Annotated in this window: 10 protein-coding genes; 6 read left to right on the top strand and 4 right to left on the bottom strand. The window is 66.8% G+C overall.

The features are described 5' to 3' along the window. Positions 1–60: 60 nt before the first annotated feature. From rpsP to rplS, 4 genes are all read left to right on the top strand, one after another. Positions 61–318: a 30S ribosomal protein S16 gene (gene rpsP / locus XcuCFBP2542_RS02860; RefSeq protein WP_104602115.1), complete on the top strand. Its 258-nt coding sequence runs from the start codon at positions 61–63 to the stop codon at positions 316–318. 43 nt (positions 319–361) lie between these two features. Then, positions 362–877 carry a ribosome maturation factor RimM gene (rimM, locus tag XcuCFBP2542_RS02855; RefSeq protein ID WP_104602114.1) on the top strand — a complete coding sequence of 172 codons (516 nt, stop codon included), beginning with the start codon at positions 362–364 and terminating at the stop codon, positions 875–877. Between the two features lie 57 nt (positions 878–934). Beyond that, entirely contained in the window at positions 935–1693 is a 759-nt protein-coding gene (gene trmD / locus XcuCFBP2542_RS02850; protein ID WP_104602113.1) for a tRNA (guanosine(37)-N1)-methyltransferase TrmD, read from the top strand. Positions 1694–1837: 144 nt separating this feature from the next. After that, the gene (gene rplS, locus XcuCFBP2542_RS02845; protein WP_005989873.1) at positions 1838–2245 is read left to right on the top strand and encodes a 50S ribosomal protein L19; all 408 of its coding nucleotides are present in this window, start codon (positions 1838–1840) and stop codon (positions 2243–2245) included. A 222-nt stretch (positions 2246–2467) separates the two neighbouring features. Here rplS and XcuCFBP2542_RS02840 read toward each other — a convergent pair whose 3' ends face one another. Further along, the gene (locus tag XcuCFBP2542_RS02840) at positions 2468–3943 is read right to left on the bottom strand and encodes an MATE family efflux transporter (RefSeq protein WP_104602112.1); all 1476 of its coding nucleotides are present in this window, start codon (positions 3941–3943) and stop codon (positions 2468–2470) included. A 359-nt stretch (positions 3944–4302) separates the two neighbouring features. Here XcuCFBP2542_RS02840 and XcuCFBP2542_RS02835 point away from each other — a divergent pair, with 359 nt between their 5' ends. Continuing rightward, the gene (locus XcuCFBP2542_RS02835) at positions 4303–4710 is read left to right on the top strand and encodes an RNA-binding S4 domain-containing protein (RefSeq protein ID WP_104602111.1); all 408 of its coding nucleotides are present in this window, start codon (positions 4303–4305) and stop codon (positions 4708–4710) included. 101 nt (positions 4711–4811) lie between these two features. Here the strand turns inward: XcuCFBP2542_RS02835 and katG are convergent, their stop codons facing one another. After that, positions 4812–7058: a catalase/peroxidase HPI gene (gene katG / locus XcuCFBP2542_RS02830; RefSeq protein WP_104602110.1), complete on the bottom strand. Its 2247-nt coding sequence runs from the start codon at positions 7056–7058 to the stop codon at positions 4812–4814. Positions 7059–7580: 522 nt separating this feature from the next. Here katG and XcuCFBP2542_RS02825 point away from each other — a divergent pair. Then, entirely contained in the window at positions 7581–8030 is a 450-nt protein-coding gene (locus tag XcuCFBP2542_RS02825) for a DUF4440 domain-containing protein (protein WP_104602109.1), read from the top strand. On the opposite strand, the gene XcuCFBP2542_RS02820 is transcribed toward XcuCFBP2542_RS02825, so the two are convergent. Further along, positions 7990–9501, bottom strand: coding sequence for a cytochrome b family protein (locus XcuCFBP2542_RS02820; RefSeq protein ID WP_249027598.1), 1512 nt, complete (start codon positions 9499–9501; stop codon positions 7990–7992). The genes XcuCFBP2542_RS02825 and XcuCFBP2542_RS02820 overlap by 41 nt on opposite strands. Further along, positions 9488–11689 carry a TonB-dependent receptor gene (locus XcuCFBP2542_RS02815; RefSeq protein ID WP_104602108.1) on the bottom strand — a complete coding sequence of 734 codons (2202 nt, stop codon included), beginning with the start codon at positions 11687–11689 and terminating at the stop codon, positions 9488–9490. Before XcuCFBP2542_RS02815 ends, XcuCFBP2542_RS02820 begins: the two co-directional genes overlap by 14 nt. Positions 11690–11695 lie beyond the last annotated feature (6 nt).

The raw sequence follows: 11695 nt of genomic DNA, 5'->3' as shown, positions 1-11695 counted from the left end.
CTATAATCGCCGGCTTACCGCGCCACACTGGCGACTGGGCAACTTGAGGAAAACGACACCATGGTCAAGATTCGACTGACCCGCGGCGGCGCCAAGAAGCGTCCGTTCTACCACATCATCGTGACCGACGTGCGCAGCGCGCGCGACGGCCGCAACATCGAGCGTCTGGGTTACTACAACCCGGTGGCACAGGGCGCCGAACCGCGCATCGTGCTCGATACTGCCCGTGTCGACCATTGGGTCGGCAACGGTGCACAGCTCACCGACAAGGTGCGCAACCTGTATCGCGAAGCCAAGTCCCAGGCCGCTGCGGCCTGATCCTGAGGGCCGGGCATGACTGCCTGGCCCAGAGTCGACACAGATGAAGCCGATCGAGCGCCGCATCCTGTTAGGCAGGATAGTCGGCGCTTTTGGTGTCAAGGGCGAGCTCAAGCTCGAATCCTGGACCGAGCCGCGCACGGCGATCTTCCGGTACCAGCCGTGGATCGTGCGCTCGCCCTCCGGCCAGGAATCGGTGCTCAGTGGAGTACGTGGACGCGATCAGGGCAAGAACCTGATTGCGGTGTTCCCCGATATTACCGACCGCGACACCGTCGAAGCCATGCACGGGACCGAGATCTTTGTTCCCCGCAGTGCGTTGCCGCCGCCCAAGCCCGATGAGTATTACTGGGTGGACCTGGAAGGCTTGCAGGTGCAGACCGTCGAGGGCGTCGAGCTGGGCACGGTGTCGCACCTGTTTTCCACCGGTTCCAACGACGTGGTGGTGGTGGTGCGCGGCGATCGTGAGCGGATGATTCCGTTCGTGTTGCCGGACTTCGTCAAGTCGGTGGATTTCGAGGCCAACCTGATCGTGGTCGACTGGGACCCGGATTTCTGATCGAAGCCATCCGCTTCGCTCTTGCCTTACCCATTCCCGATTCCCGAATCTCTGCCAGTGCGCATCGACGTCATCAGCCTGTTCCCCGAGTTCATCGCGCAGTGCGCGGCGTTCGGCGTGGTCGGGCGGGCGCAGGAGCGTGGATTGCTGGAATTGCAGGGCTGGAATCCGCGCGATCATGCACAGGGCAACTACCGCCGGGTGGACGATCGTCCGTTCGGTGGCGGGCCCGGCATGGTGATGTTGATCGAGCCGTTGCGGGCCTGCCTGGAAGCGGCGCAGGCCGCCGACCCGCGGCCGGCACCGGTGATCTACCTCAGCCCGCAAGGGCGGCCGCTCACGCAGTCGCTCGCCCGCGAGCTGGCGCAGTTGCCGCGCATGGTGCTGTTGTGCGGCCGCTACGAGGGCGTGGACGAGCGCTTCCTCGACCAGGCGGTGGATAGGGAAATCTCCATCGGCGACTACGTGCTGTCCGGTGGCGAGCTCGGTGCGGCGGTCCTGGTGGATGTGGTGACGCGGTTGCAGGACGGTGTGTTGAACGACGCCGAATCGGCCGCGCAGGACAGTTTCGAAGGGCCGCAAGGCCTGCTGGACTGCCCGCACTACAGCCATCCCTCCACCCACGCATGGGGCGATGTGCCGGAGGTGCTGCGGTCGGGCAATCACGGCGCCATTGCGCGCTGGCGTCGGCAGCAGTCGCTGGGCCGGACCTGGCTGCGTCGCCCGGACCTGCTGGACGAGGCCGGGTTGGACAAGCACGATCGCCGGTTGCTGGAAGAGTTTCGCCGCGAACTCGACCCAGGCGACGAGAAATAAGGGCGCACCCCTAGCCCTTGAAGATTTGATTGGGGTACAATATGCGGCTTGCTGGCCAGCCTTGCGTCTGGCCCTCCTACGAACCTCGAGCAATCGCCGTGCGGCGACTGCCGGTCCAATATCACCAGACACGCGGTGCCCACCATGAGCAAACTCAACAAGACCATCCTGGCTGACTTCGAAGCCGCCCAGATCCAGCGCAAGCTGCCGGAATTCAACCAGGGCGACACCGTCGTGGTGAACGTCAAGGTGAAGGAAGGCAACCGCGAGCGCGTGCAGGCCTATGAGGGCGTGGTGATCGGCACCAAGAATGCCGGCCTGAACTCCGCTTTCACCGTGCGCAAGATCTCGCACGGCTTCGGCGTCGAGCGCGTGTTCCAGACCCATAGCGCCATCATTGACTCGGTCGAAGTCAAGCGCCGCGGCAAGGTCCGCGCCGGCAAGCTGTACTACCTGCGTGGGCTGGAAGGCAAGGCTGCCCGCATCAAGGAAGATCTGGCCGCTGCTGCACAGGCCAAGGCCGCTCGCCAGGCAGCTGCCAAGGCCGAGTAAGCCACACCGCTGGCAGGTCCTTCGACCTGCCGCTGCCAGACGGCCGCCTCCGGGCGGCCGTTTGCGTTTGCGGAAGATGCGTTGCGCCGACGGTGGCCGGTCACTGACTGCCTGAGCGATGTTGCGCCAGCCCGCTCGGTGGTCTGCTGTTGATCCGACGGCCCAGTGACGCCGGTGGATGCGCTGGGTGGCGGCATCCGCCACGCGGCGCGTCTTCGCAGGTCAGCGCGTTGGTTGCCGGGGTGCAGGGGGCACCGGGGCTGGATCGGCCACCAGATTGGCCGGGTGCGTGGAGACTTCGGCTGGCACGGCCACTTCTTCCGGGGCCGGTGGCGTTGCCAGCATGCGCACCCTGCGCCAACCGCCCCAACGGTAATACGCCAGCGACAGCAACATCGAACAGGCGGAACTGATCGGGAAGCTCCACCACACCGCATCGGCGCCCAGCTCCGGCAGTAGCAGGTTCGCCAACGGGATACGCACGCCCCAGAGCGCGAAGGCCAGGATCAGCAGTGGCGGGATCACCGCGCCGGTGGCGCGGACGACGCCGGAAATCACGAAGGTCACGCCGAACAGCAGGAACGACCAGATGGAGATGTGGTTGAGATGGCGCGCTATCTCCAATGCGGGACTGTCGCCGGGCAGGAACAGCGCCAGGGTCCAGCGGTCGAACAGGATCAGCGGCGCGATCAGCAGGCCGGTCATCAGGAAATTGGCGGCGATACCGGTGCGCGCGGTGGCATCCACGCGCGCCCACAGGCCGGCGCCTACGTTCTGCGCGGCCATTGTCGAGCAGGCCGCGCCCAGCGCCATCGCCGGCATCTGGACATAGGTCCACAGCTGCAAGGCCGCGCCGTAGGCTGCGGCGGTGTCGGTGCCAAAGCCGTTGACCAGCGTCAGCATGGCGATCATCGCCAGCGAGATCAGTACCATCTGCAATCCCATCGGCACGCCCTTGACGATGAGCGCGCGCAGAATCGCGGTGTCGATGCGGAACAGGTGCAGGTCGCGCCGTCCCAGCCACAGGATGTGGCGCTTCCGGCGCAGAGACACCAGCAGCCCGGCCAGCGCGGCCACCTGCGCGATCAGCGTGGCCCAGGCCGCACCGGCGATACCCAGCGCCGGAAATGGACCGATGCCGAACAGCAGCAACGGGTTGAAGACGATATCCAGTACCACCGACAGCAACAGGAAGCGGAACGGTGTACGTGCATCGCCGGTGCCGCGCAGGGCCGCCGACAGGAACGCGAACAGATACAGCGTGGGCATCGCCAGGAAGATCACCCGCAGATAGTCTTCGGCCAGCGCCTGCGAGGCGGCTGGCGTGCCCATCGCGGCGAGCAGCTGCGGCGACAGATACCAGCCAAGGAGGGCGATCACGACCGAGAGCCCACCGAAGAAGCTGGCGCTGGTGCCCATGACCTTGCGCGCCTGGGCGATGTCGCGCGCGCCCATGGCCTGGCCGATCAGGATGGTGGAGGCCATGCCGATGCCGAACACCGAACCGACCAGGAAAAACAGGATGCTGTTGGCGTTGGCTGCGGCGGTGAGCGCTGCTTCGCCGAGGTAACGGCCGACCCAGATCGCATTGATCGAGCCATTGAGCGATTGGGCGATGTTGCCTGCCAGGATGGGCATCGCGAACAGCAACAGCCTCTTGCCGATCGGGCCTTCGGTCAGGACGGCGGAAGTGGGCATCGCTGGGTATCGTCGCAGCAGGAGCTGTGCACACTAGCATCGCCGTGTGAGATCCGATGCGGTGCCATCGGCGTTGCGCTTTCGCGCTCGCATGCGCTGTAGAGCAGGGACGCGTCCCCTCATCCGGCGCTGCGCGCCACCTTCTCCCGCAGGCGGGAGAAGGGCTGGGGCTGGCGCGCTCCTGCAAGTGGACAACCACTCCCTTCCCCCGCCTGCGGGGGAAGGTGCCCGTAGGGCGGATGGGGGCGTGCAAATCATCGACCTGGCATTCAACCAGCATTGCAGCCCTGGCTGCCCAGCTTGAGTTCCCGGTGGCTGCCCAAACATCGGTTACCAGGCAGATCAAGACAGCAAGGCGCATGAATCCGGAGTTGGAACAGGGCACGACGGTCAGACTGGATGTGTGGTTGTGGGCCGCGCGCTTCTTCAAGACGCGCAGCCTGGCCAAGCATGCGGTGGACACCGGCAAGGTGGACGTGGGTGGCCAGCGGCCCAAGCCCTCGCGTGGCCTGCGCTGCGGCGAGCAGCTGCGCATCGACCGTGGCGGCGAAATCTTCCAGATCACGGTGGCGGCGCTCAGCGAGGTGCGCGGTCCGGCACCGGTGGCCCAGGCGCTGTACGTGGAGGGCGAGCCGTCGCGTGAGGCGCGCGCGCAATGGCGGCTACAGCGCGCCGCCGAGCGTACCGGTTACCGGGCACCGGAAGGCAAGCCCGACAAGCGCGCTCGCCGGTTGATCCATGCACTAGGCGATATCGACGCGCTGTAGCGGCGAGCTGGTAGGGCGAACACACGCAAACGCCCCGGTTGTCCGGGGCGTTTGTCGATGGCGTCAGCGGTTGCTCGAGTCGGATCGAACGATCCGGCGGCTTACGCCAGATCGAAACGGTCCAGCTGCATCACCTTGGTCCAGGCAGCGACGAAATCGTGCACGAACTTTTCCTGTGCATCGCTGCTGGCATAGACCTCGGCCACCGCGCGCAGGATGGAGTTGGAGCCAAACACCAGGTCCACCCGGGTGCCGGTCCAGCGCTGTTCGCCGGTGCTGCGGTCGCGGCCTTCGTACAGCTCCTTCGCCTCGGAGGTGGCCTTCCACTCGGTCCGCATGTCGAGCAGGTTGGCGAAGAAGTCGTTGCTCAACACGCCGGGGCGGCTGGTGAACACGCCATGCGTGGAGCCATCGGCGTTGGCCCCCAGCACGCGCAGGCCGCCGACCAGCACGGTCAGTTCCGGTGCGGTCAGGGTCAGCAACTGCGCCTTGTCGATCAGCAATGCTTCTGCAGGCACTGCGTAGCGGCGCTTGGCGAAGTTGCGCAAGCCATCGGCCACCGGTTCCAGCACCGCGAACGATTCGACATCGGTCTGTTCCTGCGACGCATCGGTGCGGCCGGGTGCGAACGGCACGGTCACCTGCTGGCCCGCTGCCTGTGAGGCGTGTTCCACCGCCGCGTTACCGGCCAGCACGATCAGGTCGGCCAGCGAGATCTTCTTTCCACCCGATTGCGCGGCATTGAAGTCGGCCTGGATGCGTTCCAGCGTGGCCAGCACCTTGGCCAGCTGCTCGGGCTGGTTGACCTGCCAATCCTTCTGCGGCGCCAGGCGCAGGCGTGCACCGTTGGCGCCACCGCGCTTGTCCGAGCCACGGAAGGTGGACGCCGAGGCCCAGGCGGTTGAGACCAGCTGCGCAACGGTAAGGCCCGAGGCCAGGATGGTCTGTTTCAGCGCGGCGGCATCCTGTGCATCGACCAGGGCGTGATCGACGGCCGGCACCGGGTCCTGCCACAGCAGTTCCTCGGTCGGTACCTCTGGACCCAGGTAGCGCGAACGCGGACCCATGTCGCGGTGGGTGAGCTTGAACCAGGCGCGCGCGAAGGCATCGGCAAACTGGTCCGGATGCTGATGGAAGCGGCGCGAGATGGCTTCATACGCCGGGTCGAAGCGCAGCGCCAGGTCGGTGGTCAGCATGGTGGGGCGATGCTTCTTCGCCGCGTCGTGCGCATCGGGAATGATGGCGTCGGCGTTCTTGGCCACCCATTGATGTGCGCCGGCCGGGCTCTTGCTCAGTTCCCACTCGAACGTGAACAGGTGGTCGAAGAAGTCGTTGCTCCACTGCGCGGGCGTGGTGGTCCAGGTGACTTCCAGGCCGCTGGTGATGGTGTCGGCACCCTTGCCGCTGCCGTAGCGGTTGTGCCAGCCCAGGCCCTGGCTTTCCAGCTCGCCGGCTTCGGGCTCGGCGCCGACGTTATCGGCCGGGCCAGCGCCGTGGGTCTTGCCGAAGGTGTGGCCGCCGGCGATCAGCGCCACGGTCTCTTCGTCGTTCATGGCCATGCGCGCGAACGTGTCGCGGATGTCGTGCGCGGCGGCGACCGGGTCCGGCTTGCCGTCCGGACCTTCCGGGTTGACGTAGATCAGGCCCATCTGCACGGCGGCCAGCGGGTTCTCCAGGTCGCGGGTGTGCGGCACTTCGCTGTCGTCGTCCTTGACCAGCACGCCGTGCGCTTCGTCCACGCCGGGCGAACCGCGCGCATAGCGGTCGTCGCCGCCCAGCCATTTGGTTTCCCGGCCCCAGTACAGGTCCTGGTCCGGCTCCCAGGTGTCTTCACGGCCGCCAGCGAAGCCGAAGGTCTTGAAGCCCATCGATTCGAGCGCGACGTTGCCGGTGAGAATCATCAGGTCGGACCAGGAGATCGCCTGGCCGTACTTCTGCTTGATCGGCCACAACAAGCGGCGCGCCTTGTCCAGGCTGACGTTGTCCGGCCAGCTGTTGAGCGGCGCGAAACGCTGCTGCCCACGGCCACCGCCGCCACGCCCGTCGCCGATGCGGTAGGTGCCGGCGCTATGCCAGGCCATGCGGACGAACAGCGGGCCGTAGTGGCCGAAGTCGGCTGGCCACCAGTCCTGCGAGTCGGTCATCAACGCGCGCAGTTCCTGCTTGAGCGCCTGCAGGTCGATGCGCTTGAACGCCTCGGCGTAGTTGAAGGTCTCGCCCAGCGGGTTGGACTTGTTCGAATGCTGGCTCAGCAGATCCACGCGCAGCTGGTTCGGCCACCAGTCGCGATTGGTCGTCGCGGTACCGACGACGGCGTGATTGAACGGGCACTTTGCTTCGGTTGTCATGGCATTTACCTGTGTGCGTAGGCACTTGGGGAGCAGCGTACCGAGCTCTCGGCACGTGCTGGCGGATCATTGTGGCGGGTCATGCGCAGCTCAGGGCAGGGTCATCGGCAGGGGGCGTGGCTCCCGCGTCCGCAGTGGCATCGGGCATGCCGATGCTAACGGCTGGCTGGGGTGCCCGATACACGGTGGCGAGCGGAGCACGGCGGAAACGAAGCGGCATCGAGCGGGCGCGGCAAGGAGTAGGGTTACACCATAAATAGCGCTGATCGTTTATTGAATTCGAATTATTCAAACGTATCGATAGTGTGCCGCTATGGACGGCGCGCCGATGCTGACGCCAGTTGGGCGGAATGTTCGACGCCTGCCGAACAACTTGCCACCCAGCGCGATGACAGCGCCAGGCCCGGCTGCCCGTGACAGGACGCGGCGGCGCGGCCGGCTACGTCATCTAGGCTTGATTTGTTATAAAGTAACATTTTATCTGTGGGCTGATCCGCCCCGCTTTTCCTCCAGGAGCCTGCCATGACCGCCAATGCCATCCTCGCCGACCACCGCCCCGTTCCCGCCGTGCGCACGGCCGCCTATTGCCTGGCCGCGGCAGACAAGATGCTGCTGCACTGGACCGAGACGGTCGGGCGGCGGGATATCGAGGCGGTGCTGGCGCTGTACGCGCCGGACGCCATCCTGGTGCCGACCTTGTCCGACGACATCCGTGGGCGCGATGCGGATCGCCGGGCCTACTTCGCCTCGTTTCTGGCTGCCGATGGGCTGAGCTGCGGTGTCACCGTGCAGAAGAAGCGGGTGAGCGCCAAGTTGGGCACGGTGGTGATCGGTGGTCTCTACACCTTCGTGTTCGAGCGCGACGGTGTCAGCGAACCGGTGCATGCGCGCTTTCTGTTCACCTTCGAAGAGATCGACGGCCAGTGGCTGATTACCGGCCACCATTCGTCGCGGTGCTCGGAAGGGGTCTAGCCGGGCGCGCAGGCGCGCGCTGCCCGACGCGCCTGCGCAGAAAGCGTATTCCCAGCAGCAGGCCGCTCAGGCTCAGGCACCATCCCAATCCCAACAGCGTCAGCTGGATGGCCAGATGCAGGCGCGGACGTTGCGCGGTTCCCGGCAGGCGGGTGGTGTGCACGGCGAAATACAGCCAGGCGTAGGCCTGGCGACTGCTGTCCAGCAGCAGCAGGGGTTGGCCGGAGACGGCATCGAAATACAGCTGCGCTCCGGTGGGGGCTTTCAGGGTCAGGCGCAGCGCATCGTCTGCGACGGCGTCGGCTTGCCGGTAGAGTGCGTCGGACGGCAGGGTGGTGGTGTCGGCCACGGCCCAGGCGCGCGCGGCGGCCCGGGCGATGGCCGCCGCGCGTTCGGCGCGGGTCAAGCGGTGCGGTGTGCGATCGGCGCCCTGAAGGTCGATCGTGCTGGCGGCGGCCCGGCCGTACCCGCTTGCCCACACCTGTCCGCCGACCAGCTGGAAACAGATCTCGCTGGATCCGTCCAGCCGCTGCAGCGTCGCCGGTGCGACGGCGGCCAATGCCGTCCCCAGGTCGCCTCCCGCGTAGCGCTGCAACGCCTGCGGTGAGGGCTGGCCGCGCGAGAACAGGCGGCCATGGTCCATCGACAGCCAGCCACTGAAGATCCACGCCAGGACGATCGCCGCAGCGACCAGTCCCAGGCCATGATGCCAGCGCAGCAGGTTGCGGTAGGGCGACCAGTCCGGCACCGGGCGGCGCCGTGCCTGCAGACTGCGATGGATGCCTAGGGCGGTGCCGGCCAGCGCGGCGGCCAGGGCGCTCAACGCCAGCCACCAGACGGTACGATCCCACAGCGCGAAATCGCGACGCAGCGCGCTGAAGTACAGCCAATGCGGAATGGACCCCAGCCAGTTCCAGTACCGCTCGGCGGCGCGCGTGCGTTGCATCACTTCGCCGGTGCGCGCCGAGACATACAGCGTGGTGCCATCGGCGTCGTCGAGCGCGGCGCGATAGAACGGTCGCCATGGATCCAGGCGCTGGTGCACCGTCCACTGATCGACCTGCAACGGCCCGCTCAACGTGCGCACCGGCCGCCGGCCGAAACCTTCAGCCACCGCGCGTGCCTGCGCAGGGCTGAGCAGGCCGAGCACCGCACCACTGCCGGCGTCGACGCTGGTCAGCCGTTCGCCTTGGGTGACCACATAGCGCGGCACGCCATCGACCGACAGCAGGCGCAGGGCGCTGCCACCGCCGCTACGCAGCAGCGCGGCCGCTGGCGCCACCCGGACGCCGGCCAGCGCCAGCGGTTCGCTCTGCGCGCGGCGCGCCGCATCGGTGAGGCTGGGAAACGGGACGAACAGCATCACCAGGCCGCTGCTGAACCACACCAGGAAGCACAGGCATAGCAGCGTTCCCAACCAGCGGTGCAGCGTGGCCAGTTGCGCCCACAGCCAGCGGCTAGAACGCTGCACGCAGGGTCAGCGCGTAGCTACGTGGCTGGCCCAGCAGAACCTGCCGGGGATAGGACACATCGGCCCACTGCACGTAAGCGGTGTTGAACAGGTTGTCGGCACGCACGCCCAGCGTGAGCGAGGAGTTCAGGCGATAGTTGGCATACACGCCGGTGAGCAGGTAGCGCTCCAGCTGCAAGCTGTTGGCCAGGTTGCCTGCGCGTGCGCCCACGCCATGCAGGTCCAGCCCCAGTTCCAGCGGCAGGCCGGCGATGTCGTCCAGGTGGGAGCCGAGATTGAAGACCGTGCGTGGGACGTTGGCGGGACGATTGCCCGAAACATCCAGGCCGCTGGCCGGGTCGATGAAGTCGTGATAGCGCGCGTCGGTATAGGCCAGATTGGCCTCCACGGCCCACTGCGCAGTGGGCTGCGCCGATAGCGACAGTTCGATGCCACGCGCGGTTTGCGCCCCGACATTGCTGACCATGTCCTGGCCAGTCAGGGTGAGGATGTTCTCGCGGCGGATGTCGTACAACGCCAGGGTGGCACTGGCGCGCTGGTCGCTGCGTGCGGCCTTGATGCCCGCTTCGTACTGGCGCGCGCGGCTCATGCCGAAATCCTCCGCGGCATTGACCAGCAGGATGTTCGAGCCGGGAAGGTCGCTGCCGGTGGTATAGGACACATACGGCGTCACCGACGGGCTCAGCGCATACACCAGGCCGACCCGCAGGTTGTTCGGCCGATAGCTGCGGCTGAAACTGCTGGCCGGCTGGAACTGGCCGGCGGCGTCGAAGTTGCGACGTTCCAGCTGCAGCATTTCCCAGCGCCCGCCCAGCACCAGCTTGAGCTGGGGGTCCAGGTCCAACGCGTCTTCCAGGAACACGGCGGTGTTGCTCCACTGCGTCGGGCTGCGCCGCGGTTGCAACGTGCCGAACACACCGCTCGGCCCGGGCACTGCCGGATCGACGCTGTCGCCGTCCGGGAAGCCGCGCTCGCGCACGAAGTGCAGGCGGTTGTAGTCCAGCCCGATCACCAACTGGTTGGATAGCCGCCCCAGTGGCTGGTCGAAACGCACGCTGGTTTGAGTGCCCCACAGGTGCTGCTGATGGAAGACGAAGAACCGGTCGCGGTCCAGTTGCCGGCTTGCCGGGTCGTAGGCGTAGCTTTCGGCATTGATCCAGCGCCGCGAAGCATCGAAGGCGAACCACAGGCTGCGCACGGTGATGTGCGTGCTTGGCGACCACACCAGGGTTGCCTGCGGCCAGCTGTGACGTGCGGAAATCTGCGCGTCGACGACGTTGTAGTTGGTGTTGCGCTGGGTGGCATCCACCACGCTGCCATCGGCGCTGCGCAGCACTCCGCGTAGCGGGGCGCGCGCTGCATCGGCCGGCAGCAGCGGGGTTCCGAAATAGGTACTGGGATGATCGTTGGCGTAGTCGATCGCCAGCTGCAGGCTCAGGGAGTCGCTGGGCCGCCAGAGCATCGCCGCACTGCCGTTGAACACCTGCGAGCCGGCGGCGTGCACGAAGCCGTCGGACGATAGGCGGCTGATGTCGGCGCGGTAGGCCAGAGCGTCGCCGAGCTGGCCGCCACCGCCGATGCCCAGCGCACGGCCACCGAATCGCGAGACTTCTGCCAGCAGATCGACGCTGTCAGGGCCAAAGCGTGGTTGCTTGTCGATGACATTGACCACGCCGCCGATGGCGCCTTGCCCGTACAGCACTGAAGCCGGCCCCTTGAGCACCTCCACTGCCTGCAGATTGAAGCTGTTCTGGGGACGGGCGGTCATGCTGGACGGGCCCAGGTACAGGCCGTTGTGCAGCCAGGTGATCTGGTCGCCGGTGAAGCCGCGCATCGACAGGCTGGACAGATTGCCGGGCGAGCCGCCGCTGGTGACACCCGGCAAGCGGGTGACGGCAGACTCCACGCTCTGCAGCCCGCGCGTCTGCATGGCGTGCGCATCGATGCTGTCCAGCGAGGCGGGTGTCTGCGCCGGCGACAGCGCCAGCCGGCTGGCGGTGGGCTGCACCACGTCCGTGGCGGATGCGGTGCCATGCACATCGATTTCGTCCAGGGTTTGCAGCGTGCGGCCGGTGTCCTGCGCTACTGCGCCTGGCGGCAGCGTCAGCGCTGACAACAGCGTCAGCAGGTGCCAGCGCGTGCAGGCAGCGAGGTGCGGGGTGCGGGAACGAAACGAGAAAGATGTCATGCGAAC

It is taken from the genome of Xanthomonas cucurbitae, assembly GCF_002939885.1.
Lineage (GTDB): Bacteria > Pseudomonadota > Gammaproteobacteria > Xanthomonadales > Xanthomonadaceae > Xanthomonas > Xanthomonas cucurbitae.
This window is presented reverse-complemented; position numbering and strand designations above follow the sequence as displayed.